Annotated in this window: 29 protein-coding genes; 16 read left to right on the forward strand and 13 right to left on the reverse strand. The window is 72.1% G+C overall.

What is annotated here, in order from left to right:
- The first annotated feature begins 106 nt into the window (after positions 1-106).
- The 5 genes from AB0M59_RS26445 to AB0M59_RS26465 are packed head-to-tail and all read left to right on the forward strand — an operon-like array spanning position 107 to position 5,609.
- Positions 107-502 (forward strand): GntR family transcriptional regulator, encoded by a 396-nt coding sequence (locus AB0M59_RS26445; RefSeq protein WP_364619759.1) that lies wholly within the window; start codon positions 107-109, stop codon positions 500-502.
- Positions 499-1,380, forward strand: a complete 882-nt coding sequence (locus AB0M59_RS26450) for an ABC transporter ATP-binding protein (protein WP_364619762.1) — start codon at positions 499-501, stop codon at positions 1,378-1,380. Before AB0M59_RS26445 ends, AB0M59_RS26450 begins: the two co-directional genes overlap by 4 nt.
- On the forward strand, positions 1,377-2,360 hold the full coding sequence (locus tag AB0M59_RS26455; protein WP_364619764.1) for an ABC transporter permease subunit: 984 nt from the start codon (positions 1,377-1,379) through the stop codon (positions 2,358-2,360). The genes AB0M59_RS26450 and AB0M59_RS26455 overlap by 4 nt, the downstream gene beginning before the upstream one ends.
- Before the next feature lie 19 nt (positions 2,361-2,379).
- A complete protein-coding gene (locus AB0M59_RS26460) occupies positions 2,380-3,492 on the forward strand; it encodes an alpha/beta hydrolase (RefSeq protein ID WP_364619767.1) in 1,113 nt (370 codons plus the stop codon).
- Entirely contained in the window at positions 3,489-5,609 is a 2,121-nt protein-coding gene (locus AB0M59_RS26465) for an esterase (RefSeq protein ID WP_364619770.1), read from the forward strand. The genes AB0M59_RS26460 and AB0M59_RS26465 overlap by 4 nt, the downstream gene beginning before the upstream one ends.
- Before the next feature lie 52 nt (positions 5,610-5,661).
- Here the strand turns inward: AB0M59_RS26465 and AB0M59_RS26470 are convergent, their stop codons facing one another.
- Both AB0M59_RS26470 and AB0M59_RS26475 read right to left on the reverse strand, forming a co-directional pair.
- Positions 5,662-6,132, reverse strand: coding sequence for a nitroreductase family deazaflavin-dependent oxidoreductase (locus tag AB0M59_RS26470; protein WP_364619772.1), 471 nt, complete (start codon positions 6,130-6,132; stop codon positions 5,662-5,664).
- An 82-nt stretch (positions 6,133-6,214) separates the two neighbouring features.
- Positions 6,215-6,781, reverse strand: coding sequence for a TetR family transcriptional regulator (locus AB0M59_RS26475; protein ID WP_364619775.1), 567 nt, complete (start codon positions 6,779-6,781; stop codon positions 6,215-6,217).
- Positions 6,782-6,897: 116 nt separating this feature from the next.
- Here AB0M59_RS26475 and AB0M59_RS26480 point away from each other — a divergent pair, with 116 nt between their 5' ends.
- Positions 6,898-7,392 carry a hypothetical protein gene (locus AB0M59_RS26480; RefSeq protein WP_364619778.1) on the forward strand — a complete coding sequence of 165 codons (495 nt, stop codon included), beginning with the start codon at positions 6,898-6,900 and terminating at the stop codon, positions 7,390-7,392.
- A gap of 3 nt (positions 7,393-7,395) precedes the next feature.
- Here AB0M59_RS26480 and AB0M59_RS26485 read toward each other — a convergent pair whose 3' ends face one another.
- On the reverse strand, positions 7,396-7,938 hold the full coding sequence (locus AB0M59_RS26485; RefSeq protein WP_364619781.1) for a ferritin: 543 nt from the start codon (positions 7,936-7,938) through the stop codon (positions 7,396-7,398).
- A 49-nt stretch (positions 7,939-7,987) separates the two neighbouring features.
- Complete coding sequence (locus AB0M59_RS26490) at positions 7,988-8,518, reverse strand: hypothetical protein (RefSeq protein ID WP_364619784.1); 531 nt, start codon at positions 8,516-8,518, stop codon at positions 7,988-7,990.
- Between the two features lie 67 nt (positions 8,519-8,585).
- Between AB0M59_RS26490 and AB0M59_RS26495 the strand changes: the two genes are divergently transcribed.
- Positions 8,586-9,347 carry an SDR family NAD(P)-dependent oxidoreductase gene (locus tag AB0M59_RS26495; RefSeq protein WP_364619786.1) on the forward strand — a complete coding sequence of 254 codons (762 nt, stop codon included), beginning with the start codon at positions 8,586-8,588 and terminating at the stop codon, positions 9,345-9,347.
- A 31-nt stretch (positions 9,348-9,378) separates the two neighbouring features.
- Entirely contained in the window at positions 9,379-10,002 is a 624-nt protein-coding gene (locus AB0M59_RS26500) for a PaaI family thioesterase (RefSeq protein ID WP_364619789.1), read from the forward strand.
- On the opposite strand, the gene AB0M59_RS26505 is transcribed toward AB0M59_RS26500, so the two are convergent.
- The 5 genes from AB0M59_RS26505 to AB0M59_RS26525 are packed head-to-tail and all read right to left on the reverse strand — an operon-like array spanning position 9,999 to position 14,444.
- The gene (locus AB0M59_RS26505; RefSeq protein WP_364619791.1) at positions 9,999-10,754 is read right to left on the reverse strand and encodes an MHYT domain-containing protein; all 756 of its coding nucleotides are present in this window, start codon (positions 10,752-10,754) and stop codon (positions 9,999-10,001) included. The two genes, AB0M59_RS26500 and AB0M59_RS26505, sit on opposite strands and share 4 nt — an antisense overlap.
- A 43-nt stretch (positions 10,755-10,797) precedes the next feature.
- Positions 10,798-11,424, reverse strand: coding sequence for an ATP/GTP-binding protein (locus AB0M59_RS26510; RefSeq protein ID WP_364619794.1), 627 nt, complete (start codon positions 11,422-11,424; stop codon positions 10,798-10,800).
- On the reverse strand, positions 11,405-11,782 hold the full coding sequence (locus AB0M59_RS26515; protein WP_364619797.1) for a DUF742 domain-containing protein: 378 nt from the start codon (positions 11,780-11,782) through the stop codon (positions 11,405-11,407). Before AB0M59_RS26515 ends, AB0M59_RS26510 begins: the two co-directional genes overlap by 20 nt.
- The gene (locus AB0M59_RS26520) at positions 11,779-12,225 is read right to left on the reverse strand and encodes a roadblock/LC7 domain-containing protein (RefSeq protein ID WP_364619800.1); all 447 of its coding nucleotides are present in this window, start codon (positions 12,223-12,225) and stop codon (positions 11,779-11,781) included. The genes AB0M59_RS26515 and AB0M59_RS26520 overlap by 4 nt, the downstream gene beginning before the upstream one ends.
- A complete protein-coding gene (locus AB0M59_RS26525) occupies positions 12,222-14,444 on the reverse strand; it encodes an ATP-binding protein (protein WP_364619803.1) in 2,223 nt (740 codons plus the stop codon). Before AB0M59_RS26525 ends, AB0M59_RS26520 begins: the two co-directional genes overlap by 4 nt.
- Positions 14,445-14,927: 483 nt before the next feature.
- On the opposite strand from AB0M59_RS26525, the gene AB0M59_RS26530 reads away from it, so the two are divergent.
- The 5 genes from AB0M59_RS26530 (at position 14,928) to AB0M59_RS26550 (ending at position 18,672) form a co-directional block, all read left to right on the forward strand.
- Complete coding sequence (locus AB0M59_RS26530; protein WP_364619806.1) at positions 14,928-15,887, forward strand: winged helix-turn-helix domain-containing protein; 960 nt, start codon at positions 14,928-14,930, stop codon at positions 15,885-15,887.
- Between the two features lie 408 nt (positions 15,888-16,295).
- A complete protein-coding gene (locus AB0M59_RS26535) occupies positions 16,296-17,129 on the forward strand; it encodes an SAM-dependent methyltransferase (RefSeq protein WP_364619809.1) in 834 nt (277 codons plus the stop codon).
- Positions 17,113-17,697 (forward strand): TetR/AcrR family transcriptional regulator, encoded by a 585-nt coding sequence (locus AB0M59_RS26540; RefSeq protein WP_364619812.1) that lies wholly within the window; start codon positions 17,113-17,115, stop codon positions 17,695-17,697. Before AB0M59_RS26535 ends, AB0M59_RS26540 begins: the two co-directional genes overlap by 17 nt.
- 165 nt (positions 17,698-17,862) lie before the next feature.
- The gene (locus tag AB0M59_RS26545; RefSeq protein ID WP_364619815.1) at positions 17,863-18,132 is read left to right on the forward strand and encodes a hypothetical protein; all 270 of its coding nucleotides are present in this window, start codon (positions 17,863-17,865) and stop codon (positions 18,130-18,132) included.
- 69 nt (positions 18,133-18,201) lie between these two features.
- On the forward strand, positions 18,202-18,672 hold the full coding sequence (locus AB0M59_RS26550) for a DUF4383 domain-containing protein (protein WP_364619817.1): 471 nt from the start codon (positions 18,202-18,204) through the stop codon (positions 18,670-18,672).
- Here AB0M59_RS26550 and AB0M59_RS26555 read toward each other — a convergent pair whose 3' ends face one another.
- Genes AB0M59_RS26555 through AB0M59_RS26565 form a run of 3 tightly spaced genes read right to left on the reverse strand, consistent with a single transcriptional unit; the run spans position 18,673 to position 22,276 of the window.
- On the reverse strand, positions 18,673-20,763 hold the full coding sequence (locus tag AB0M59_RS26555; RefSeq protein WP_364619820.1) for a xanthine dehydrogenase family protein molybdopterin-binding subunit: 2,091 nt from the start codon (positions 20,761-20,763) through the stop codon (positions 18,673-18,675).
- Positions 20,760-21,767, reverse strand: a complete 1,008-nt coding sequence (locus AB0M59_RS26560; protein WP_364619823.1) for a xanthine dehydrogenase family protein subunit M — start codon at positions 21,765-21,767, stop codon at positions 20,760-20,762. The genes AB0M59_RS26555 and AB0M59_RS26560 overlap by 4 nt, the downstream gene beginning before the upstream one ends.
- Positions 21,764-22,276 (reverse strand): 2Fe-2S iron-sulfur cluster-binding protein, encoded by a 513-nt coding sequence (locus tag AB0M59_RS26565; protein WP_364619825.1) that lies wholly within the window; start codon positions 22,274-22,276, stop codon positions 21,764-21,766. Before AB0M59_RS26565 ends, AB0M59_RS26560 begins: the two co-directional genes overlap by 4 nt.
- A gap of 130 nt (positions 22,277-22,406) precedes the next feature.
- Between AB0M59_RS26565 and AB0M59_RS26570 the strand changes: the two genes are divergently transcribed.
- Positions 22,407-22,790 (forward strand): VOC family protein, encoded by a 384-nt coding sequence (locus AB0M59_RS26570; RefSeq protein ID WP_364619828.1) that lies wholly within the window; start codon positions 22,407-22,409, stop codon positions 22,788-22,790.
- On the opposite strand, the gene AB0M59_RS26575 is transcribed toward AB0M59_RS26570, so the two are convergent.
- Positions 22,787-23,809, reverse strand: coding sequence for an NAD-dependent epimerase/dehydratase family protein (locus AB0M59_RS26575; RefSeq protein WP_364619831.1), 1,023 nt, complete (start codon positions 23,807-23,809; stop codon positions 22,787-22,789). The genes AB0M59_RS26570 and AB0M59_RS26575 overlap by 4 nt on opposite strands.
- Before the next feature lie 191 nt (positions 23,810-24,000).
- Between AB0M59_RS26575 and AB0M59_RS26580 the strand changes: the two genes are divergently transcribed.
- On the forward strand, positions 24,001-25,593 hold the full coding sequence (locus AB0M59_RS26580) for an ABC-F family ATP-binding cassette domain-containing protein (protein WP_364619834.1): 1,593 nt from the start codon (positions 24,001-24,003) through the stop codon (positions 25,591-25,593).
- 71 nt (positions 25,594-25,664) lie between these two features.
- A complete protein-coding gene (locus AB0M59_RS26585; protein ID WP_364619837.1) occupies positions 25,665-26,009 on the forward strand; it encodes an Ohr family peroxiredoxin in 345 nt (114 codons plus the stop codon).
- Positions 26,010-26,144: the final 135 nt, after the last annotated feature.

A 26,144-nucleotide genomic window follows, 5' to 3' on the forward strand; every position in this document is an offset into this window, starting at 1 on the left:
GAACGACTCGTTCGTGACGTCCGGACCGGCCCTCCCGAAAGAGCCTCTGGCGCCGACTTCCCCTCCTTAGCTATAGTACTAGGCAACTAGTTAAATGGAGTTGCCGATGATCGAATTCCACCTCGACGCCCGCTCGGGCCTCTCGCCGTACCAGCAGCTGGTCCAGCAGGTGCGGCACGCGCTGCGGCTGGGCCTGCTCGACAAGGGAGACCAGCTCCCGAAGGTCAAGGACGTGGTCGCCGACCTCGCGATCAACCCGAACACCGTGCTCAAGGCCTACCGCGAACTCGAGCACGACGGCCTCGTCTCGGCCCGCCCCGGCGTCGGCACCTTCGTCGCCGCGACACTGAACGGCGGCGCGTCGTTCGCCGCACTCGGCCCGCTGCGGCAGGACCTGCGCCGCTGGCTGGGGAAGGCCCGCAAGGCCGGTCTCGACGAAGAGAGCATCGAGGCCCTGCTGATGTCCACGTTTCGCGACTCCGCCAGAGAGGACATAGCGTGACCGTCCTGCGTGCCCAGGGACTGGGCAAGAAGTACAAGCGCAAGTGGGCGCTGACCGGCTGCACGCTCGAGATCGAGGCCGGCCACGTGACCGGGCTCGTCGGCCCCAACGGCGCCGGCAAGTCCACCCTGCTGAACATCGCGTCCGGCATGCTGGAGCCGACCACCGGCACGATCGAGGTCTGCGGCGGCACCCCCGGCAGCGGTCCGGACCAGCTGGCGAAGGTCGGTTACGTCGCCCAGAGCACGCCCGTCTACGGCGGCCTGAGCATCGAAGAGCACCTGCGGCTCGGCGCGCACCTCAACCCGCGGTGGGACACCACGCTCGCCGAGAAGCGGATCGAACGCCTCGGGCTCGACCCGAAGCAGCACGCCGGCAAGCTGTCCGGCGGCCAGCGCGCGCAGCTCGCGCTCACCCTCGGCATCGCCAAGCGCCCCGAACTGCTGCTGCTCGACGAACCCGTCGCCGCGCTGGATCCCTTGGCGCGCCGGGAGTTCCTGCAGGACCTCATGGAGGCCGTCGCCGAGCACGGGTTGTCCGTCGTGATGTCCTCGCACCTGGTCAACGACCTGGAACGCGTCTGCGACCACCTCGTCGTGCTGGTGGACTCCCAGGTCCGGGTGATGGGCGACGTCGAAGAGCTGCTCGCCTCGCACCACCGGCTTTCCGGGCCGCGTCGCGAGGTCGACTCGCTGCCGGCGGAGCAGCACGTCGTCTCCGCGAAGCACACCGATCGCCAGACCACCGTCCTCGTCCGCACCGAGGCGCCGATCCTCGATCCCGCGTGGACGGTCGCGCAGATCGGCCTCGAAGACCTCGTCCTCGAGTACATGAGCAACCCCGCCGCCGCCCGCCCCGCCCTGGAGGTCCTCCGATGACCTGGCTGACCTGGCGCCAGTTCCGCCTTCCCACGTTGTCCGTGTTCGCCGCGCTGGCCCTGATCGGCGTCGTGCTCGGGATCACCGGGCCGGAGCTGGTCGGGCGCACGAGCTTCTCCGACCAGGACGCCCTCTTCGTCGGGACGATCCTGACGCTCTACCTGCTGCCCGCGGTGATCGGCGTGTTCTGGGGCGTCCCGATGATCACCCGCGAGCTGGAGAACGGCACGCACAGCCTGGTGTGGAACCAGACCGTCACGCGCAAGCGGTGGCTCGCCACCAAACTCGGGTTCGGTCTCCTGGCCGCGATGGTCGCGGCCGGCCTGCTCGGCTGGGCGGTGTCGTGGTGGGCGAGCCCGATCGACGCGCTCGCGGCCACCCAGACCGATCGCGGGATGCTCTCGCGCATCATGCCGGTGGTGTTCGGCGCGCGCGGCATCGTCCCGATCGGCTATGCGGCCTTCGCCCTCGCACTCGGCGTCGCGGTCGGGATGCTGCTGAAGCGGACGGTGGCCGCCATGGCCGTCACCCTCGTCACGCTCGTCGCCGTGCTGATCCTGGTCCCGCTGTTCGTGCGCCCGTACCTGCTGCCGCCGCAAACCGAGACGATCGCGATCACCGGGGAGGACATCACGAACATCACCGGCGACGACACCCACGGGATCCTGGAGATCGGCGTGCGGAACCCGCCCGGAGCATGGGTGCTGGCGAACGAAACCGTGGACTCGGCGGGCACCGTCGCCGATCCGCTGCCGGACTTCGTGCAGACGTGCGCCCCGAGGCCGGGCCAGGGCCCGCCGGAGCGCGGCACGATCGAAGAGTGCATGGGGCAGCTGGGCGCGCACGGCTACCAGCAGCGCCTGACCTACCAGCCGGGTTCCCGGTTCTGGCCGCTGCAGTGGCTCGAACTCGCGCTGTACCTCGCGATGACCGCCCTGCTCACCTGGTTCTGCTTCCGCCGCCTCCGTCACCTTTCCTGAGCCGATTCCTGGGGGAATCATGCGCACTCTCGCGGTAGCCACCGCTTTGACGCTCACGCTGTCCGCGTCACCCGCCGCTTCGGCGGCCACGACGCCTTACCTGCCCCACCCGACCGGCCACGAGCCCGTCGGGGTCAGCACACTGTCCCTGAAGGACACTTCGCGTCCCGACCCGTGGGTGCCGTCGGTGCCCTACCGGGAGCTGATGGTCTCCGTCTTCTACCCGGCGACCTCGGGACACGGCCCGGCGAAGCAGTACATGACCCCGCTGGAGTCCGAGCGCAACCTCGAACGGGAGAACATCCCGGGGCTGCCCTTGGACGTCCTGAGCACCGTCCGGACGAACGCCGTCGTGGACGCCGAACCGGCCGGGCGGTGGCACGACCTGCCGCTGGTCGTGCTGTCGCCGGGCTGGACGCAACCGCGGGCCACGCTGACCGCGCTGGCCGAGGAGCTCGCCAGCCGCGGCTACGCGGTGGCGGCGATCGACCACACCTACGAAAACCGCGCCACCACGTTCCCCGATGGGCACGTCACCGGCTGCGACGCCTGCGCGGTCGACGACCAGCCCGGGTTCTGGGAGAAGCTGGCCCAGGTCCGGTCGAAGGACACGTCGTTCGTGCTCGACGAGCTGCTGCGCTCGAAGAAGTGGGGCGCCCTGATCGATCCTCAGCGGATCGGCATGACCGGGCATTCCGCGGGCGGCGCGATCACGACGCAGGCGATGCTGGCCGACCCCCGCATCCGCGCCGGGGCGGACATCGACGGGAGCGTCCACGTCCCGCTCCCGGCGTCCGGGCTGTCCCGGCCGTTCCTGTTCCTGGGCAGCATGGACAACTACACCCCGGGCCAGCCGGGTCCGTACGACGACTGGGAGACGGACTGGACGCACCTCACCGGGTGGAAGCGCTGGCTCATGGTGTCCGGCACGGTGCACAGCTCGTTCACCGACCTCGGTGTGCTCGCCGACCAGCTGGGGGTCGACATCGGCGCGTCGATCGGCGGGGCCCGCGCCCTGACGATCACGCGGAACTACGTAAGCGCTTTCTTCGACCGGAACCTGCGCTGCCGGCCGCAACCGCTGCTCGCCGCGCCTTCGCCCGCCTACCCGGAAGTGACGTTCATCGGATGAAGATTCTTCTGATGGTGACCGCGCTGACGCTGGCACTGCCCGTGCCGGCGTCAGCGTCCCAGGCGCTCTCGCTGGCCACGCCGACCGGCGACCAGCCGGTCGGCACCACCTCGCTGTACCTGAAGGACACCTCGCGCCCCGACCCGTGGGTTTCGACGGTGCCCTACCGCGAGCTGATGGTGTCCCTGTTCTACCCGGCGGTTTCCGCGCAGGGCACGAAGAAGCAGTTCATGACGGAGGCCGAAGCGCAGGCGGTGTTCGACGAGGCCGGTGTCACCGGCATTCCGGCTTCGGTGATGACGACCGTGCGCACCGACGCCGCGGTCGACGCCCGGCCGGCCGGGCACCACCTGCCGCTGGTCGTCCTGTCGCCCGGGTTCAAGCGTCCCCGCGCCGAGCTGACGTCGCTGGCCGAGGACCTGGCGAGCCACGGCACCGCCGTCGTCGTGGTCGACCACACCTACGAGAACGTGGCCACGACGTTCCCGGACGGGCACGTCACCGGCTGCGCGGCCTGCGGCAGCTACGACGACGCGTTCTGGAAGAAGCTGGAACGCGGGCGCGCGGCGGACGTGTCGTTCGTGCTGGATTCCCTGACCCGCTCGAAGAAGTGGACTTCGCTGATCGACGCGTCCCGGATCGGCATGGCCGGGCACTCGGTCGGCGGGGCGAGCACGATCGACGCGATGGTGACCGATCCGCGGGTCAAGGCGGGGATCGACATCGACGGCACGACGGACGACCCGCTGCCCGCACCCGGGCTCGACCGGCCGTTCCTGTTCCTGGGCCGCGCGAACATGTACACCCCGGGCACCGGCGTCGAGTCGGGCAGCTGGCAACGGGACTGGGACCAGTTGACGGGCTGGAAGCGCTGGCTCGTCGTCGCGGGCATGGCGCACCCGTCGTTCACCGACATCGGCCTGGTCGGTGAGCAGCTCGGCCTCGACTTCGGCGCGACGACGCCGGCGGCGCGGGGACAGGCCGTCACGGCGGCCTATGTTCGGGCATTCTTCGAACAGCACCTGGAAGGCCGGGCCCAGCCCCTGCTCGACCAGCCGTCGCCGCGCTATCCGGAGGTCAGCTTCGCCATGACGTCGACGCCCTACCTGCCCGCGCCGACCGGGAACCGGCCGGTGGCCAGCACCTCGGTGTACCTGAAGGACACCTCGCGGCCGGACCCGTGGGTGCCGTCGGTGCCCTACCGGGAGCTGATGGTGTCGCTCTTCTACCCGACGGCGTCTTCGCACGGTCCGAAGACGCCGTACCTGACCGCGGCCGAGTCGGCGGCGCTGCTGTCCGGCAGCGGCCTGGACGTGCCGCCGGACCTGCTGACCCGGTTGGTGACCAACTCGGTGGCCGACGCCCGGCCGGCGGGGTCTCACCTGCCCTTGGTGGTGCTTTCGCCCGGCTACACGAAACCCCGCGCGACGCTCAGCGCGCTGGCCGAGGACCTGGCGAGTCACGGGTACGCCGTCGCGCTGGTCGGCCACACGTACGAGAACACCGGCCAGAGCTTCCCCGACGGGCGCTTCGCCGGGTGCGCGTCGTGCGAGGTGCCGCACGACCAGGCGTTCTCGGAGAAACTGCAGCGGGGCCGGGCGGCCGATGTGTCGTTCGTGCTGGATTCCCTGACGCACTCTCGCTGGGCGTCGCTGATCGACGCGTCCCGGATCGGCATGGCGGGGCACTCCGCCGGCGGGGCGAGCACGCTCCCCACGATGGTCGCCGACGCGCGGGTGCGCGCCGGGATGGACATCGACGGCACCACGGCGGTTCCGCTGACCCCGCCCGGGCTGGCGCGGCCGTTCATGTTCGCGAGCCACCAGCTGGCGGAGACCGCTTGCGCGCCGGGGAACGTGCCGTGGGAGCGGGACTGGGCCCAGCTGACGGGCTGGCGACGCTGGATCGAAGTGGCGGGCACGCAGCACGCGTCGTTCACCGACGTGGGCCTGGTCGGCGAAGAACTCGGCGTCGACATCGGCGCGACCACCACCGCCCTGCGCACCCAGGAGATCACGCGGACGTACGTGAACGCGTTCTTCGACCAGCACCTGCGGGGCGAGGCACGGCCGGTGCTCGACGAGCCGGGGTATCCGGAAGTCTCGTTCTGCCACTGAGAACGGCGGAAGCGGCACGCGTTGGGGGTGTGCCGCTTCCGCTTTTCGTGGCTCAGCTTTCGCGCAGTCCCACGATCGGCAGCTGACCCGCCATCCGCCGGCGGGCGGCGGCGCTTCCGTCGTACCGCCACCCCAGCAGCTTGCTCAGCACCCGCCGCAGGACCGGCGCGACCCAGCGGTTGCGGTGCTCGTACGCGGCGAGCACCGCGACCGCCTCGCCTTCGGCCAGCACCCGGTGCCCGGGCACGAACCGGCGCCGGCCCACCACCACCTCCACCGGCGGGCGCGCCTGGATGTTGCGGTACCAGTCCGCCCCCGCGCCCAGCCCGGCCACCACGAAGTACTCGCCGTCCTCGACGCCGATCACCTCCAGGACCGTGCGGTACGTCCGCCCGGACCGGCGGCCGACGTGCGTCAGGCACAGGAACCGCCGGCCGAACACCCACCCGAAACCGCGGTCGTACACGCGCACCGGCGCGCGGAAGACCGCCCGCATGACCCGTCCGGGCCGCACCGCCGTCATGACCGGACCTCCGGGGGGACGTGAGCGGTCACCAGGAGCCTCGGCAGGCGCAGCACCAGCCGGCGGATCCGGCGCGCGACCTTCATCCGGCCACCCCCCGGACCAGGCGGCGCAGCACCGCCGCCGACGTCGCGGGCGCGGGGCTCAGGGCCCGGTGCAGCAGCAAGCCGTCGACGGTGGCCGCGAGCACCGCGGCGGTCGCGTCGGCGTCGGGGACACCGTGGTCGCGGAACCACCCGGCCAGCCGGGTCCGCAGGCCGTCCAGGATCTCCGCGATCCCCCGCCGCAGCGCCTCGTCGCGCGTCGCGGCCAGGTAGGCCTCGATGAACAGCAGGGACATCGGGTCGGCACCGGTGTACTGCTCGACCGAGCCGGTCATCGCGTCGACGGCTTCCTCGGGCGTGCGCGCCCGCTCGAGCATCGGCTCGAACTCGCCGACCACGCCGCGCATCGCTTCCAGCACCGCCTCGACGAGCAGCGCCTGCACCGACGCGAAGTGGTAGTGCACGACGCTCGGCGTGACACCCGCGCGCTCGGCGAGGACCCGGGTGCTGACCGCGGGCCAGCCGCGTTCCGGGACCAGTTCGAGCGCGGCCGCCAGCAGCCGCCGCCGGACCGCTTCGCCGCGCGCGGCCGCTGGTGAACTCATGGAACCTCCGGTCAGGGCGATCGTCCTGTACGACTGCCCTGACCCTACGCCCGGCGTCAACCACGACAAACCGCGTAGATCAGATGTTTGCCGCGATCACGCCGATACTGGACGTCGTGGATGAGTTCTTTTCTCTGCTCACCGGGTTCTTCAACACCGTCGCGGCCGTGGTCGGAGTCTGGGTCGCCGTGCGGCAGTGGCGCGCGTCGCGACCCAAGCCGCCGGTCACCGCGCCGCCCCCGCGGGCGCCCGCCGGGCCCTTGCGGCTGCCCGCGCCACCGCCCGCCCCCGTCGCCGAACAGCCGGCCGGGCGGAAGCTCGCCCGCACCGCCGCGGTGGCCGTCGGCGCGGGCGCGGGCACCGCCGTGTTCTCCGCCCTGACCGATTTCGTCTACTGGCTGGAGAAATCCGCCGACGACGAGCAGGCCCCACTCCTCGTCGCCCTGGCGGGCATCACTTACCTGGCCGCCCTGACCGGCCTGTTCCTCGGTCTCTTCGTGCTCGTCGCGGGCCTGGTCAAGCGACGCAAGCGCATCGCCCGGCTGGGCCTGCTCGCGGTGGCGCTGAGCCAGACGATCTGGCTCGCGATGTGGCTGACCGCCTTGATGTAGCCGTCAGAGCTTCCCGCCGGCGACCGGCGGCATGTCCGGCGCGTCCCCGGTCTCGGTGGCCGCCTCGCGGTACAGGTGGTTCTCGACCTCGAAGAGGTTGTCGGCGGCGCGCTCGACGACCGTGAGCAGCGTGGACATCTGGGCCACTTCCTCGACCTGCTCCTTGAGGAACCAGGCCACGAACTGCTCGCCGAGGTAGTCCTCCTCCAGCCGGGCGGTTTTCGCCATCGCTTCGATGTCGGCGGTCACGGCCCGTTCCTGTTCCAGCGCCAGCTCGATCGCCTCGTGCGCGCTCGAGAAGTCGTTCCGGACGTCACCGCTGCCCGGGATCGCCACCGGCTGGTTGCGGTCGAGCAGGTACCGGACCATCGCCAGCGCGTGGTTGCGCTCCTCGATCGACTGCCGGTAGAAGCGTTTCGCCAGCCTCGGCAGGTCGCGCGCGTCGAACCAGACGGCCAGGGCGATGTACTGCTGCGCCGCGGTGAACTCGTGCCGGATCTGCTCCTGCAGGAGCTCGGAGAACTTCGAACGCTGGGTGTCGGCCATGCCCCACAAGGTACGGCGCCGGGTCGGCCCCGCGCACCCGTCGGCCGCGTCACGTGCGGGGCTGGTACTGCTCCACCCGGATGCCGTCCTTCACCGCGTCCAGGAACTCGTTCCGGGCCGCGTGCAGGGCCCGGTACTCGGGTTTTCCGGGGTTGATCAGCTCGTGCCACAGGGAAACGACCACGCCGCTGCGGTCCTCCAGCTCGTGGGCCCGGGAGATCAACGCCGGCGTCCCGATCACCTCCAGCATCGCGACCTGTTCCCGCATGCCCGCGAGCGCGTCGGCACCGGCCTGATACCGCAGGCGGCGGTCTTCCTCGTCGGTGAGCACCTGGTACCGGAAGGCGGTGATCCGGGCGAGGTGCCGGGTGATCTCCAGGTAGGTGTCGCGGATCTCCCGGTCCCACCGGCGGCGGTCCTCCCGGTTCAGCTTGCGGCGGTCGCTCAACGCGATCGCGAGGAACGCGAGCAGCGCGCCCGCGATCAGGAAGCCGCCCGCGATCACGGGAACAGCCCACCAGGGCACGGTTCCCGGAACCGGTGCGGCTGGGGCGAGAGCGGTCGGCACCGGCGAGATCATGCGGGCACGATACTCGCGAAATCCGGGAAAAACGCCCGCCGATCGCCCCCGGGCTACGATCGGACGCGTGCCGAGCCACCTCCCCGACCTCTCCGGCACCGTCACCTGCGTCACCGGCGCCGCCGGCACGATCGGCCGCGGGATCGCGCTGCGGTTCGCCGAAGCGGGCAGCGCGGTGGCCGTGCACCACCGCCGTCCCGGCGCGGGCGACGACGTCGTCGCGGCGATCGAAGCCGCGGGCGGGCGGGCCCGTGCGTTCACCGCCGAGCTCACCGGCGAAAGTGCGTGCCACGCCTTGCTGGAAGCCGTCGCGGACTGGGGCGGCCGGCTCGACGCGCTCGTGAACAACGCCGGCGTCCAGCCGGTCGAACCCCTCGCGGACCTGACGGCCGAACGCTGGCGGGCGATGCTCGACGCGAACCTGACCAGCGCGTTCTCCTGTACCCAGGCGGCCGTCCGGCTGCTGGGCGAGGGCGGCAGCGTCACGCACATCGCGTCGATCGAGGCCCGGCAGCCCGCACCCGGGCACGTCCACTACAGCGCGGCCAAGGCGGCCTTGGTGATGCACGCCCGCGGCGCCGCGCTGGAGTACGGGCCGCGCGGGATCCGCGTCAACACGGTGTCTCCCGGCCTGATCTCGCGTCCGGGGCTGGAGCGCGACTGGCCCGATGGCGTCGAGCGGTGGCACCGCGCCGCCCCGCTCGGCCGGCTGGGCACGCCGGCCGACGTCGGCGACGCGTGCGTCTTCCTGGCTTCCCCGCTGGCTTCCTGGATCACCGGGCACGATCTCGTCGTCGACGGCGGCGTCACCGCCCGGCCGACCTGGTAGACTGAAACGTGTTCTAGTTTCTGGGGGTTCGATGTCCTTCCCGATCGTCGACGGCGTGCCTCCGGGACGCGCCGAACTGGGGTCCCGGATCCGCGAGCTGATCGAGGCTTCCGTGTGCGCGGGCGCCGACGCCGACTTCGCCGACGCCGCGCGGCAGGTCGAGGCGGTCACCGCCGCCCTGCGCGCCACCGGCGGATCGCCACCCCTGCTGCTGGCCGCGCTCGACGGCGGCGGTCACCTCAGCATCAACAACCCCTTGGAGGGCCCCGGGAACCCCCTGGCGCCCCCGCTGTCCTGGACGCACATCGGACCGGCGGAGGTACGGGCGGAAGTCCTGCTGGGCGCGGCCCACGAAGGACCACCGAACCGCGTCCACGGCGGCTGGGTGGCGGCGGTCCTGGACCACGTCCTGGGCCGCGCGACCGCGGCGGCCGGCTACCCCGGCATGACGGCGTCGCTGACGATCGACTACCTCCGCGGCACGCCGTACGCGGTGCCGCTCACCGCGGAGGGCCGGCTGGAACGCCGCGACGGGCGGAAGCTGTACGCCACCGGCACCCTCCGGGCCGGCGACGAGATCTGCGCGACGGCCACCGCGATCCTGGTGCACTTCAGCGCGGACCGCTTCCCGGTTCCGGTGTCCACATCGGACTAGGAGACCGTCGTCGTGTGCCGGGCGTCCGAACTCGTAGACGCCATCAGCACCGCGCAGATCGGCACCGCCATCGCCAGCGCCGCCAGCACGAAGACCGGGAACAGGAACGAGAACACCTCCGTCCCCGACGGGTCCGGCGCCGCGGGGTCCAGGTGCAGTCGGACCGCCGCCATGCCCGTGTAGTGCATGCCGCTGACCGCCGCGCCCATCACCAGGCCCGCCGCCAGGCGCGGCAGGAGCTTGTCCAGCCCGACCGTGAACCACAGCGCCGCCGTCGCCGCGACGACCGCGATCACCACCGACAGCGCCACCAGCGTCGGGTCGTAGCTGATCGTCCCCTTGATCTGCACCGCCCACATCCCGGTGTAGTGCATGACGTTCACCGCGAGCCCGGTCAGCAACCCGCCGAGCAGCAGGCGCTTCCAGGCGAACCGGTTGCGGACGCCGAACACCAGCAGGCCGCAGAACACCGCCGCCACCGACAGGACCGCCGAGAGCGCCGTGCGCAGGATGTCGTAGCGCACCGGCAGCCCGGGCGTGGAAAACCCGAGCATCGCGATGAAGTGCATGACCCAGATGCCGACGCCGCCGATCGACACCGCCGCGAGCGCGAGCCAGGTCAGCCGGGTCCGCGCGTTGTCCGTGGTCCGCGCCTGCAGCGTGCAGGCGAGCCCGAGCGCGCAGCCCACCACCGAAGTCAGGTAAGCGAGCACGACGAGCCAGTGGCCCATCGCGAAGTCGTCGTGGTCCATGTGCATTTCCGTGCTCCTGTCAGGCTTTCTGTGTCGCCCGGGGTCAAACCCCGGACCCCGGCCGGGGGACAAGCCCCCCTGGACCCCCCGAAAGCAGGTGTGGCGCGTGCAACGCGGTGAGGGCGTGCTCGGCCGCGGCGATGAGGGTCTCCTTCGTCGACTCCGGCGAACGCGCGTCGCAGGTGACCACCTGGACCTCCGCGGGAATCTTGAGGGCTTCGCGCACCTGCTCCGGCGGGTGCTGGCGGGTGTCCTGGAACTGGTTGACGGCCACCAGGAACGGCAGCCCGCGCGACTCGAAGAAGTCGATCGAGGCGAAGCAGTCCGCGAGCCGGCGCGTGTCGACCAGGACGATCGCCGCCACCGCGCCGCAGACGAGGTCGTCCCACATGAACCAGAACCGGTGCTGGCCCGGCGTGCCGAACACGTAGAGGATCAGGTCGTCGGCCAGCGTGAGCCTGCCGAAGTCCATCGCCACCGTCGTGGAGAACTTCCCCGGCACCGATTCGGTCCGGTCGACGCCGACGGCCGCGGCCGTCATCACGGCTTCGGTCCGCAGCGGGTCGATCTCCGAGACGGCGCCGACGAAGGTCGTCTTGCCGGCCCCGAACCCGCCGGCGACGACGATCTTGGCCGAGGTGATCCGCTTGTCAGAGTGCGCGTAGTCCACTGAGGACCCTTTCGAGCAGGTCGTTGCGTTCGTCGAAGGAGGCGTCCGCGGTGAGCGTGTCGCGGATCGACACCTGGCCGGCGACCAGCAGGTCGCCGATGAGCACCCGGGCCACGCCCAGCGGCACGCCCAGGTGCACCGCGACCTCCGCCACCGAGCGCTGGTGCAGGCACAGTTGCGTCACCGCGGCCAGGGGGTTGGTCGGGCTGAAGGGCGCCGTCCGCCCCTCCGCCGTCGTTTCGACGAGGGCTTCCACCGCCAGGTCGACCGTCGGCCGGGTGCGACCGGCGGTCCACGCGTACGGGCGGGCCAGCGACGCCGCGTGCCGCCCGCCCTCGCGTCGCCGGCCTGCCGTCACCGGCTGGCCCCCGGAGCGGCCGGCGACTGGAGGCTGGGCCGCGCGGGTGTCTCGACCATCTTCCCGACCCGGTCGACGAGCAGCGTCATCTCGTAGCCGACCAGGCCGATGTCGCAGCCGGGGTTGGCCAGCACCACCAGGTTCGAGCCGTCGGCGACGTTCATCAGCATCAGGAAGCCCTGCTCCATCTCGATGACCGACTGCACGACCCGGCCTGCGGTGAACAGGTCGGCCGTGCCGAGCGCGAGGCTCGCGAGGCCGGACGCGATCGCCGAGAGCTGGTCCGCCCGGTCGCGCGGCATCGTGTCGTTCGCCGCCACGAGCAGGCCGTCCGCCGAGACGAGCGCGGCGTGCGCGACGCCGGGCACCTCCTGCGTGAACGCCGACACCAGCCAGTTCCGGGACTGGTCGACCACTTCCACTCCTTCCTGTCGCGTGCTCATGACGGGCCCTTCGGGTCGGTCGCGACCCGGTGGCGGGCCGCGCGCATGCCGCTGTAGTGCCGGGAAAGGTTGTTCCGCACCGCGGCCGCGTCCCGGAACGACGAGTCGGCAGGCTGCGGCTGACGCGGGCTGACCGAGCCCGGGGCGAGCTGCGCGCCGGGCTGCCGGGTCGGCAGGCCCGAGTCGGTGAGCTCGAGGTCGTCCAGCGTGCCGACGGCGGCTTCGGCGGCCTGCCGGACGTCGTCGGCCGGGGTCGCCCACTCGCCGGGCCGCGCCGGTTTCGCCGGCGGGTCGGCGAACCAGTGCGACAGCATCTGGTCGAAGATCGGCGTCGGCATCGGCGGGTGCTCCACGACGGCGGGGGGTTCTTCGGCGGGCCACCGGGGTTCCGGCTCGTGCCGGGCGGTGCCGTTGACACCCGGGGGCGGCCCCGGCAGCCCGGGCCGCGCCGGCAGGTCGACCAGGATCAGCACGCCGGGGACGTGCACGCTGGCGGTGACGCCGGCGCTCGCGGTCCGCGTGGTCGTGGGCCGCAGCCGCACGGTGATCCCGTGCGAGGCGGCGAGCCTGCTCACCACGAACAGGCCCATCCGGCGGGTGGTCTCCGGGCTCACCGAGGCACCGGCGGCGAGCCGGGCGTTCGCCGCTTCGAGGTCCTCGCGGGTCATGCCGAGGCCGACGTCGACGACCTCGATCAGCACACCGCCGTCGAAGCCGCGGTCGGCGGTGAGGACGACCTGCTCGTCCGGCGGGGACGACCGGATCGCGTTCTCCAGCAGCTCGGCGAGGATGTGCACGACGTCGGCCGCCGCTTCGGACTGCACCGACCCGCGGGGCGCGTTGCCGAGCGTGATCCGCTGGTAGTCCTTGACCTCCGACGTCGCGGCCCGCAGCAGCTCGACCGTCGCGACCGGTCCGACGTCGCGGCGCACCGGCCGCCCGCCCGCGAGGACCTGCAGGTTCTCGCCGTTGCGCCGCAGCCGGGTGGCGATGTGGTCGATCTGGAAGAGCTCGGCCAGCCGCTGCGGGTCCTGCTCGTCGGCTTCGAGGTCCTCGATCACCGACAGCTGCAGCTCCACCAGCGACTGGCTGCGCCGCGACAGCGTCATGAACATCTCGCTGACCTGGATGCGCATCTCGGCCTGCTCGCCGACGGCCAGCCGCACCGCCTGCCGGTGCATGTCGTCGAAGGCGCGGGCCAGCTGGCCGATCTCCTCCTCGGAGTCGACGGGCAGCCGCTCGGTCGCCTGCCAGTCGACGTCCTCGCCCTCCCGGATCCGTTCGATGGTGGCGGGGAGCCGGCGGCGCGCGGTGTCGACCGCGGCCGCGTGCAGCCGCCGGATCGGGGCGACCACCGAGCGGGCCACGGCGAGGGCGATGGCGAGGGCGCCGAGCAGCGAGGCGAGCACCAGCGCGGCGTCGCGCAGTGCGTCGGACCGGGTGACGTTGGTCCGCGCGCCGACCGCGTCCGAGAGCGTTCCCACCTGGTCGGACAGGATGGTCCCGAGCGCCGCGCGCTTGGCCGCGGATCCGCCGGCGCCGGGGATGGTGGCGGCGGCGAAGCGCGCGGCCACCGCCCCGGTGGGCAGGGCCCGGCGGATCTGCCCGGTCAGCACCGACTCCTCGGCGACGGCGGCGGCGAGCGCGTCCGCCGATCGTCCGTCCGGGACCTCCTGCCCGGCGAGCGTCGCCCTCAGCTGCGTCAATGCTTTCGTGATATCGGCCGAAGCGTCGAGATCGGCATTCCCGGCTTGGCCGACGATGCCGGGGATCACTTCACTGAGGGACACGACGAAGTCGTGGTAGGCGGGAGTTTTGTTACCGGCGGAACCGTCCTGCTGGCGCAGTCCGGCCAATTTTCCCAATTGATCTTCCAGTGTCCGCGAAAGCTCCGGGTTCAGCTGCGCGAATGCGGCGTCGTGGCGGATGACGGCGGCTTTCGCGTCGACCGCGGCGGTCTGCGCGGCCCCACCGTCGTGGATCATCTCGTCGTCGACGAGGCCGGTGAGCTCGGCGATCCCTTGTACGACCGGCATTTGGTCGCGGACCCCGCTGAGCGCGCCCGCCTGGGCGAGCTCAGCCTGCACGCGCCCGCCGGCCAGCAGCAGCGCGACCAGGACGGGCAGCAACAACACAACGGAGATCTTGGTGCGCAGCCGCCAGGTGCCGGGATTCCACGACGCGGTGGAACGACGGCGAAGCGGTTCGTCTTCTTTCATCGGTGGCGTGGCTCGATTCGTACCGGTGGCCCGAGAACGATTTCCTGGATTTTTTCCACGGAATTCAGACCGGAGACATAACCCCGCGGGCGGCGGCGCTGTCAAGGAACACCGGCCGTTTCCCCCGTACGCACCAGCTACGCAGGGTGAGCTTCGACAGCGCGGCGTTTCGCCTTCGCGGAGGGTGAGCGAGACCTCCGGGAAACCCTGTGGGGTGCGTGAATTTCCGCCCGCGCCCGCGAACCGAGAACGTCCACTTCGGACAGTCAAGGGCGGGCGGGTTGGCCGGACCGACCCCCAGCCGGTCCGCACCCGGCACGCGACTTCGTCGGCGGCCGTGCGGGCATGAACGTGCCAGCGGCGCGCGAGTGGCGTCAACCGGCTTCGGAACGTTTCGCACCTGCTCGAAACGTCACGGATCACAGTGTGACGGAACCCCGCTCCACCAGCGGCTATTCTCGCCCGGGAAAGGGCGGTACGTCGATGCTCAAGATTCACTTCACGGACGCGGACCTGGCGAAGGTGACCATCGCCGAGGACGCCGACCCGATGTGGGAGCTGCTCATGAGCAGCTACCGCATCCGGCGTCCGGAGGGCGAGCCGTTCTTCGGCCGGTGGCGCCGGGGGTCGCGCTCCGCGGTGCCCGAGTCCGGCCGGCTGGTGATGTCCGCCGTCCCGCCGTACGGGTACTGCCCGGACTTCCTCACCCCGGCCGGGCAGGCCACGATCGGCGACGGCGTCTCGGCGGTGCTCGAAACACCGCCGACGGCCCTGGCCGCCGACGTCGCCGAGCTGGCGGCGCAGGGCACGCGCGTCGCGCCGTGGCTGCGCCGGCTGGCCGGCGGCGAGACCCGTGAGCTGCACCGGCTCGGCACGGCTTTGCACGACTACTACCGCGAGTGCGTGGCCCCGGACTGGCCGACGGTCCGCCGCGCGGTCGCCCGCGACCGCCACCGGCTGCAGTCGAGCCTGGACCACGGCGGGCCGCAGCTGCTGCTCTCGACGGTGCACCCGGACATCACGTGGACCCCGCCGGTGCTGCGGGTTCGCTTCCCGATCGAGCAGGAGCTCCACCTCGACGGCCGCGGCCTCCGCCTGATCCCGACGTTCTTCGCGCACGGCATGCCGACGACGTACAAGGACCCGGCCCTCCCGCCGGCGCTGGTCTACTCGATCAGCCACCCGCGCTTCGACAGCGACGCGGAGCCCGGGCCGTCACTGGCGGCGCTGCTCGGCCAGACGCGCGCGCGGGTGCTGGTGACGGTGGCGACCACGCGGTGCAACACGAGCGAGCTGGCCGCGCTGACGGGCGTGTCCCTGGCGACGGCCAGCCAGCACGCGTCGGTGCTGCGGGCCAGCGGGCTGATCACCAGCGCGCGGTCGGGGAAGTCGCAGATCCACGAGATCACGCCGCTGGGGCTGGGCGTCATCCGGGCCAGCTGACCCCGCCGGCGCGGCCGCGCCGCCCGGTCGTGCGCACCGATCCACCCACCACCCCCGGGCCGGGCGCCACCCTGGCCGGCTGACATCGGTCGCGCTGCCGCCTGGGCCGGGTGGCGCCGGTCGTGACCCCTTCGCCTGCCCGGGCCGGCTTCCCCGAGGCGCGGCGCCCTGCTTCCGGTCGCGAGATGTCTTGAATGAGTCATTCAGGACCTCCGACGACCTGAATGACTCATTCAAGACGTCCGGGTCGCACCCGGCACCAAGCCGGCCGAGGCCGGGACGCGGCGCCGGTCGCGATGTCGTGAACGACTCTTTCCCCACGTCAGAAGCCATGAACGAGTCGTTCATGGCATCCGAACCGACCGAAGGCTTGCGCAACCCACCCGCCAACGCGAACAATCATTCGCTATGGAGTCCCGAGCCAGCTTCACCGCGGAGACGATGGCCCTCCAGCGAGCGTTCGAATCCCACCGCCCACCCGGGCGTCGCCTCTTCGACGACCCGTATGCGACCGCCTTCCTCCGCCCGTCGCTGCGCGTCCTCGCCGAAGCGGCGCGGCTCCCCGGCGTCCGGCACCTCGCCACCGGCCTCTACGACGCCGTCGCCGGGCCGGGGCCGCGGGCCTCCGGTATCGCGCGGACCAAGGTCATCGACGACGCCCTCGCCGAAGCCATGACCGGCGACACGCAGTGCGTCCTTCTCGGCGCCGGCTACGACGCGCGCGCCCATCGGCTGGCCGCGCTCGCCGGGCGGGCCGTCTTCGAGGTCGACCACCCCGCCACCCAGGCGCGGAAGCGCACCAAAATGGGCCCGGGTCCCGTCTACGTGCCCGTCGACTTCGAACGCGACGACCTCGCGAAGAGCCTCGCCGAAAACGGCTTCGACCTGCGGAAACCGAGCGTGTTCGTCTGGGAGGGCGTCACCAACTACCTCACCGCCGACGCCGTCGACACGACCCTCGCCGCCGTGCACGGGCTCGGCGGCGACCTCGTCTTCACCTACGTCGACGTCCGGGCCCTGCGCGAGCCCAGCCCCTTCCCCGAGGCGCGCCGGTGGGTGCGGGCCGTCGCGCGGTCCGGGGAGCCGTGGACCTTCGGGCTGCTGCCCACCGAAACCCGGGCATTCCTGGCCGAGCGCGGTTTCGACCTCGAGAAGGACGTCTCGACCCACGATGCCGGCGGCGGCTCGCGGCTCTACCGGATCGCGGTCGCCAAGAGGAGCGCGCGTGCCCCGCATCACTGACGAGCGCCGCGCGGCCCAGCGACAGCGGATCCTCGACGCCGCGATGACCTGCTTCGAGCAGGCCGGCCCGGACGGCGCGTCCATGCAGGACATCGTCGCCGAGTCGGGGATGAGCGCCGGCGCCATCTACCGCTACTTCGACGGCAAGGAGGCGATCATCGAGGCGGTCGCCGCCGACCGGCACGAGCACGAGCGGAACCTCGTCGCCGCGGCGATCGCGGACGGCGGCCCGGACGCGCTGCGCCAGTTCCTGAACGCCTACTTCGACTGGGTGGCCGACCCCGAGGAGGCGCGACGGCGGCGCGTCACCGTCCACGTCTGGGCCCGTGCCCAGCACGACGAGCGGCTCCGGCGGATCGTCACCGAGGGGCTCGCCCCGCTCGACGACGTCGCCGGCGCGCTGGCCGGCATCGGCCTGCCGGACGGTGTCGAGCCGGACATGTTCGCGCGCGTCCTGCTCGCGCTCATCCAAGGTTTCCTGCTCCAGCGCTCGTGGGAGCCCGACCTGGACCCGCAGCGCTACCGCGACACGGTGACCAGCCTCCTCGATCGGGTGTTGCCCCGGTGAGCGGCGCGCGTGTTAGCCTGTCGCCGTGCAGCGCCTCATGACGTCCTCGCGACTCGTAACCCGGCGCGCCGGCTGAACCCAGGTCGCCGGCGCGCAGCGTCGTCGATCGCGTTTTCTCGGGACCTGGCCCCGATCTCATTCCTTCTTTCTCCTGGGAGATCAGCCATGTCCACGTCTTTCGCCTTTCCCGCCACCCGCTCGGCGATGCTGTTGCGCCGCCGCATCGCCACGTACTTCGTCGGCGGCGCCGAACAGATCCCGGCGCTGGTCAGCGCGCTGGAAGGTCACCTCGTGCACGAACTGTCCGTCGACGTCAAGGACGGCGTCCGCGAGAGCGGCATGGTCTGCGCCGTCCTGCTGGCCGCCGAAGACACCGAGCCCCTGCTCGGCAGGCTGCGTGAGCTGCCTTCGGTCGTCTCGGCCGAGCTCGCTTAGCTCCGCACGACCGGTTTGTCCGCGCCCGGGCCGGGTAGCCACGCAGCCGGCCCATCATGCGGAGGTGTCATGACGACCGAAATCCGGACGCGGCGGAGTGCCGCGCGGACCGCCGCGCTGGCGGTCGGGATCGCGTTCCTGGTCGTGGGGGTGCTCGGCTTCGTGCCGGGGATCACCGCCGGCTACGGCGATCTGCACTTCGCCGGCCACGAATCGGGGGCCCGCCTCTTCGGCGTGTTCACCGTTTCCGTGCTGCACAACCTGGTCCACCTGCTGTTCGGCGTGCTCGGCGTGCTGGCCGCCCGCGGCAACGGCGGTTCGCGGGCGTTCCTGATGATCGGCGGCGGGGTCTACATCCTGCTCTTCGTGTTCGGGCTGGCGATGAACCACGACAGCCCGGCCAACTTCATCCCGGTCGACAACGCCGACGACTGGCTGCACCTCGGCCTCGGCGTCGCGATGATCGCCCTCGGCATCGTGACGACGGCGATCGACCGCAGCCGGGGTCAGTACCCCGAGCCGGAGATCCAGGGGCACTGATCAGGGCAGTCCCGGCAGCAGCTTGTCCAGGGTGATCGGCAGGTCGCGCACGCGGACGCCGGTGGCGTGGAAGACGGCGTTGGCCACCGCCGCCGCCGTCCCCACGATGCCGATCTCGCCGATCCCCTTGCTGCCCATGGGATTCACGTGCTCGTCGGTCTCGCCCAGCCAGTCCGCCCGCAGGTCGAGGACGTCCGCGTTGGCCGCGATGTGGTACTCCGCCAGGTCGTGGTTGACGACGTGCCCGAACCGCGGGTCGAGCAGGCTGTTTTCGTGCAGGGCCATGGACAGGCCCATGGTCATGCCGCCGAGGAACTGCGAGCGCGCGGTGCGCGGGTTGACGATCCGGCCGGCCGTGAACGTGCCGTGCAGCCGCGCCACCCGGACCTCGCCGGTGTCGGCGTCGACCCGGGCCTCGGCGAACTGCGCGCCGAAGGCGTACATCGCGTAGCGGTCTTCGTCCGGGTTTTCCGGTGTGTCCGCCGAAACCTGGTCGCCGTCACCGGGATCGTCGCCGTACTTGGCCCGGAACGCGTCGGCGGCCGCGACCAGGGTGGCGCCCCACGACGCCGTGCCGGTGGAGCCGCCGGCGACCGTCGCCTTCGGCCGGTCGGTGTCGCCGATGCGGACGTCGACGTCCTCGACCGGTACGCCGAGGGCGTCCGCCGTGATCTGCGGCAGGACCGTCCACGCGCCGGTGCCGAGGTCGGCCGCCCCGATTTCCGCTGTGTAGCGGCCGTCTTCGAACCGGACGACGGCGGTCGAGCCCGGCATCCGCTTCGCCGGGTAGACCGACGCCGCGACGCCGGTGCCGACGAGCCACCGGCCGTCCCGGCGGACGCCCGGCCGCGGGTCGCGCTCCGCCCAGCCGAACCCGGCCGCGCCGGTGCGCAGGCACTCGACGAGGTTGCGGCTGGAGAAGGGGTTCCCGGTCTCCGGGTCGCGCTCGGGTTCGTTGCGCACGCGCAGCTCGACCGGGTCGAGCCCGAGCTCGTACGCCAGCTCGTCCATCGCCACCTCGGGGCCGAACATGCCGGGGCACTCGCCCGGCGCGCGCATCCACGACGGGACCGGCACGTCGAGCGCGGCGAGCCGGTGGCTGGTGCGCCGGTTCGGCGCGGCGTACATCATCCGCGCGGGCACCGCGGTCTGCTCGGCGAACTCCTTGATCCGCGACGTCTGCTCCACGACGTCCAGCCGGATCGCCGTCAGCCGCCCGTCGCGGCCGGCCCCGAGGCGCATCCGCTGGATCGTCGGCGTGCGGTAGCCGGCCAGGCTGAACATCTGCTGGCGGGTGAGCGCGAGCTTCACCGGCCGACCCGGCACCGCCCGCGCGGCGAGCGCCGCGAGGACGACGTGGGCGTGCGCGGTGCCCTTCGACCCGAAGCCGCCGCCGACGTACGGGCAGACCACCCGGACCTGGTCTTCGGGCAGCCCGAGCACTTTCGCGACGGTGGACCGCACCGGGTGGACGCCTTGGGTGGAGTCCCACAGCGTGAGCGTCCCGTCTTCCCACCGCGCCGTCGTGGTGTGCGGTTCGAGCGGGTTGTTGTGGTACATCGCCGTCGTGTAGGTCTGCTCGACGGTGACGTCGGCCTCGCGCAGGGCGGTGTCGACGTCGCCCTCGTCGGTGTCGGTCGCGAAGGACGGGTTGACCTGGTCCGGTTTGTACAGGTCGTCGCGGTCGGCGCGGAGCTCGACGTCGGCTTCGTCGTGGTCGTAGTCGACCTCGACGAGCTCGGCCGCGTGCCGGGCGGTCTCCGGGCTTTCGGCGACCACCAGGGCGAGCACCCGGCCGCGGAACGGGATTTCGCAGTCCTGCAGCACCGCCAGCTCCGCGTCCTCGGTGTCGGCCAGCCGCTCGGCGGTGAAGGGCGTCAGCACCCGCAGGACGCCGTCCAGCGACTCGGCCGCGACGGTGCCGACCCGGGTACAGCGGCCCCGGGCGATCGTGGCCTGCACCGGGTGGCAGTAGGCGGCGTTCTCGGCGGGCACCTCGTAGGCGTACGGCGCGGTGCCGGTGACCTTCGCGGGCCCGTCTCGGCGCACCAGCGCCCGGCCGATGGCTTCCGGTTCCAGCAGTTCGGTCATCGGCCCGGCTCCTCGGCGGTCAGGTCGCGCAGGACGGCGGTCAGGGTGCGGGTGACGAGCGGGATCTTGAACGCGTTTCCCCCGTCGATCCCGTCGAGCGGGCGCGCGTCGGCGAGCTCGGCCTCGGCGGCCGACCGGAACAGCGCTTCGGCCGGCGGCGCACCGCGCAGCACCTCTTCGGCGCGGTGGGCGCGCCACGGCTTGTGCGCGACCCCGCCGAGCGCGACCCGCACGTCCGCGACCACTCCGTCCTCAAGGGACACCGCGGCGGCCACGGAGACCAGCGCGAACGCGTAGGACGCGCGGTCGCGGACCTTGCGGTAGGCCGACCGGCGGGCCCATGGGAGCGCGGGGACGGTGATCGCCGTGATCAGGTCGCCGTGGTCGAGCTCCGTGTCGAGGTCCGGCCGGTCGCCGGGCAGGCGGTGCAGCTCCGTGAACGGCACGACGCGGTCGCCGGCCGGCCCGAGGACGTGCACCCGGGCGTCCAGCGCGGCCAGCGCCACGGCCAGGTCGGACGGGTGCGTGGCGACGCAGTGCTCGGACGCGCCCAGGATCGCGTGCTGGCGGGTCGCCCCGCCGAGGGCCGAGCAGCCGGACCCCGGCGAGCGCTTGTTGCAGGGCGTCGTGACGTCCTGGAAGTACGCGCACCGCGTGCGCTGCAACGGGTTCCCGCCGGTGGACGCCATGTTCCGCAGCTGGGCCGACGCTCCGGACAGCAGCGCCTGGGCCAGCACCGGGTAGCGCTCCCGGACGCGCCGGTCGGCCGCGAGGTCGCTGTTGCGGACGCCCGCGCCGATCACCAGCCCGCCGTCGCTGTCGTCCTGGATCTCGGTCGACGTCAGCGCCGTCACGTCGACGATCCGGTGCGGTGAGACGACGCCGAGCTTCAGGTGGTCGACGAGGTTGGTGCCGCCGGCGAGGTAGGTCGCGGCCGGATCACCCGCGACGGCTTCGACCGCGTCACGCACGGTGGCGGGCCGGGCGAATTCGAACGGCCTCACGAGCTTTCTCCCGCCTGCCGGACCGCCGCCACGATCCCGGCGTAGGCGCCGCAGCGGCACAGGTTGCCGCTCATCCGCTCGGCGATCTCGTCGTCCGTCCACTGTGGAGCACTCGCGACCGGGGCGGTGACGTGGCTCGGCGCCCCGTCGGCGAACTCGGCCAGCAGGCCGGCCGCGGAGCAGATCTGGCCGGGGGTGCAGTAACCGCACTGGAGGCCGTCGTGCTCGAGGAACGCCTGCTGCAGCGGGTGCAGCTCGCCGTCGCGCGCGAGACCGGCCGCCGTCGTCACCTCGGCGCCTTCGCAGGTCACCGCGAGGACGAGGCAGGCCAGCACGCGCCGGCCGTCGAGCAGCACCGTGCAGGCGCCGCATTGGCCGTGGTCACAGCCCTTTTTCGGGCTGTAGACGCCGAGCTGGTCGCGCAGCAGGTCCAGCAGCGTCCGCCGCGGGTCGAGGACGACCCGATGCGCCGTCCCGTCCACTCGCAATTCGAGCCCGGTGGTCGTCATGGCGCCTCCTCGTCCGCGGCAGCCCTCGCGATTACCCGGCCGAGGGCGGCGCCAACCCCCGGATCACACGACATTCGTCTCCTGGGTCGTCTGCCCGGTGCGGGACCGCACGAGCGGCTACCCTCGACAGGTGCTCAGGCTCGGGTTCCCCGTGATCGGCGTGTCCGACGTCGCGCGCGCCGCGGCCTTCTGGTCGGCGGCGCTGCACCTCGTCGTCGCCGAAGAGTGGGCCAGCGAACGGTGGCGCACGCTGGGGCACGCCGACGGCTCCGGGCACGCGCTCGGGCTCATGCACAGCGAATCGCCGGTCGAGCCGTACCCGCGCGTGCACCTCGACCTGCTCGTCGACACCACGGCGGAGCAGACGGCCGAGGTCACCCGGCTCGTCGACTTGGGCGCCACCGAAGTCGACTGGGACAGCTATCCCGCGGAGCCGGACTTCGTCGTCCTCGCCGATCCGGACGGCAACCGCTTCTGCGTCGTCGACCTCAGCAAGGCACCGTCGACCGGTTAGGGACGCCTGCCCACGCCCGTCGCGATCTCGTGCAGCCGGTGCCGGTCCGGGGCCAGCGGGGCCGTGTCCCCGCCCGCGCCCTCGCGCAGTCCCTTCAAGAACTCGTTCAGCGTGAACGCCGCGTCGTGCCGCGGCCGCCAGTCCAATGCGGACTCCGCGCGGGTGGTGTCCATGACGGGCAGCCGCAGCACGGCGTCGAAGAGCCCCGGCGTCGCCGGCACCGCGTGCAGCCGCCAAGCCGCGCTCACCGCCGCCCGGACCGCCGCGGCCGGCACCGGCACCGTGCGCGCGCCGAGCAGGTCAGCCACGAACCGCGGGTCGACGACCGGGCCGGTCGCGATGTTGAACGCCCCGCGCACCGGGCGCGTCACCGCGCGGCGGACGGCGTCGGCCAGGTCGTCGGTGTGCACGATCTGGACACGCAGCCCGGGGACGTCAGGTACGACCGGGATCAGGCCCGGTCGCACGAGCGAGCCCGGGATGAACGGCCCGCCGAAGAGCCGGCGCTGCTCGGTCGCGGCCGCGCGCTGGAAGACGAAACCCGGGCGCATCCGGACCACGTCGAGCTTCGGGTGACGCTGCTCGAACGCGTCGAGGTAACGCTCCACATAGGACTTCTCACGCGTGTAGGCCGCGCCGGGCCAGCCGTGCGTCGGCCAGTCTTCGGTGACCGGTTCGTCGTTCTCGCGCGGTGAGTACGCGCCGATCGACGACGAGTAGACGAGCTTGGGCACGCCCGCTGCCCCCACCGCGTCGAACACCCGCAGCGAGCCGAGGACGTTCGCGCGCCAGGTGCGTTCCGGGCGGCGGGTGGGCTGGAACAGCCAGGCCAGGTGGACGACCGCGTCGGCGCCGCGGAAGAGCGGCACCAGGTCGTCGTGCTCGACGTCGGCCGTGACTACGCCCTCGGCCGCCCGTCGAGCCAGCCCGACGACCGTCTCGACCTGCGGGTCGGCGTTCAGGGCGGCGACGACGCCGCTTCCGATGTTGCCGGTCGCTCCGGTCACCACGATGCGCATCCGGGGCGGTTACCCGGCTCCCCCGCCGCCAACCCTGCTATCTTCGAAGGGAAGATCGACCGAGGAGACCAGTCGTGGCAGGTGACGTCGACATCTCCGGATAGCTCCGGAGTGTGCAGGCCCCCGGCAGTGCCGGTGCGGGCCGCTTTCGATGTCCCCCTTTCGCTTCGCACCACCACGAGGTCTTCACCATGTCCGAAATCGTGCTGTCCGGCCTGTCCTTCTCCTGGCCGGACGACACCCCTGTCTTCGACCACCTGTCCGCGACGTTCCCCGGCGGCCGCACCGGGCTCGTCGCCCCGAACGGCTCCGGCAAGACGACGCTGCTCAAGCTCGTCGCCGGAGTCTTGAAGCCCTTGTCGGGCAGCGTCACCGCCGACGGTGTCCTCGGCTACCTGCCGCAGGACCTGCCGCTGAGCGGGGAGCCGTCCGTCGCCGAAGTCCTCGGGGTGGCGCCGGTGCTGCACGCCATCGCGGCCGTCGAATCCGGTGACGTCGACGAAGCGCACTTCACCACCATCGGCACCGACTGGGACATCGAGGAGCGCACCCGGGCGCAGCTCGACCGGCTCGGGCTCGACCTCGCGTTCGACCGTTCGCTCGGCACGCTGTCCGGCGGCCAGATCGTCTCGCTGGGCCTGGCCGCGCAGCTGCTCAAACGACCGGACGTGCTGCTGCTCGACGAGCCGACCAACAACCTCGACCTCGAAGCGCGCCGCAAGCTGTACACGGTGCTCGACGACTGGTCCGGCTGTCTCGTCGTGGTCAGCCACGACCGCGCGCTGCTCGACCGGATGGACCGGATCGCCGAGCTCGAAAGCGGCGAAATCCGGTTCTACGGCGGGAACTTCACGTCGTACGAAGAGGCCGTCCAAGCTGCGCAGGAGGTCGCCGAGAAGAACATCCGCACCGCCGAACAGGAGGTCAAGCGCGAGAAGCGGGAGATGCAGCAGGCCCGCGAACGCGCCGCCCGCCGCGCGAGCACCGCGTCGCGCAACCTGGGCAACGCCGGGCTGCCCAAGATCTTCGCCGGCACCATGAAGCGCGACGCGCAGGAGTCGGCAGGCAAGGCGGACGGCACGCACGCGGCGCGCGTCGGCGCGGCCAAGGCCAAGCTCGACCAGGCCGAGCGGGCCCGGCGCGACGAGCGGAAGATCAGCCTGGAGCTGCCGCGGACGGAGGTCCCGGCGGGCCGCACGCTCTTCGTCGGCGAGGACCTCCGGGTGCGGAACCTCTTCCCGGGCGGCGCCGACCTGGCGATCCGCGGCCCCGAACGGATCGCGCTCACCGGACCCAACGGCGCCGGGAAGTCCACCCTGCTGCGGCTCGTGCAGGGCGACCTCGAGCCGGACAGCGGTTCGGTGGCCCGCGCCGACGGCCGGATCGCGTTCCTCTCCCAGCGGCTCGACCTGCTGGACGACGACCGCACGGTGGCCGAGAACCTGGCGGCGGCCGCCCCGGCGTTGCCCCCGGCGCAGCGGATGAACCTGCTGGCCCGCTTCCTGTTCCGCGGCTCGCGCGTGCACCTGCCGGTGGGCGTCCTTTCGGGCGGGGAACGGCTGCGCGCCACGCTGGCGTGCGTCCTGTTCGCCGAACCGGCGCCGCAGCTGCTGCTGCTCGACGAGCCGACGAACAACCTCGACCTCGTCAGCACGGGACAGCTGGAGAGCGCGCTGACGGCGTTTCGCGGCGCGTTCGTCGTCGTGAGCCACGACGAGCGCTTCCTCGCCGGGATCGGGATCGACCGGTGGCTGCGGCTGGAGAACGGTGACGTACACGGGTGACGTCGTGCGACGGTCGCCGCGGTCCCGGCCGGATTCCTAGCGTGGTGCCGTCACCCGCCAAAAGGAAGAACATGTCCGAAGTGACCTACACCGCCGTCGCCACCTCCACCGCGGAGGGCCGCAACGGCGGCCGCGCGAGCTCCGACGACGGCGCGCTCGACGTCACCCTCGCCGTGCCCAAGGCCTTCGGCGGCGCGGGCGACGGGACCAACCCGGAGCAGCTGTTCGCGGCGGGCTGGGCGTCGTGCTTCGTCGGCGCGGTGCGCCGGGTCGCGGGCGCGAAGAAGGTGCCGCTGGACGACCTCGCCGTCGTCGCCGAAGTCACCCTGCACCACGACACGGAGGCGAGCGAGTTCACGCTGAGCGCGGCCCTGCACCTGGAAGCGACGGGCATCGACCAGGCCACGGTCGCCTGAGCATCGGCGCAAGGGGTCGTGAGTGAGAAACAGTGTTAGAACACTGTTTAAAGGACGCGAGGTCGGCGCGGCCGTCGCCGTTGAAGTCGCCCGCCACCCACGTCGACTGGGTGAGACCCCACGTCCCCGTGCCGG

Origin of the sequence: Amycolatopsis sp. NPDC051371, assembly GCF_040682155.1 — a bacterium.
Lineage (GTDB): Bacteria > Actinomycetota > Actinomycetes > Mycobacteriales > Pseudonocardiaceae > Amycolatopsis.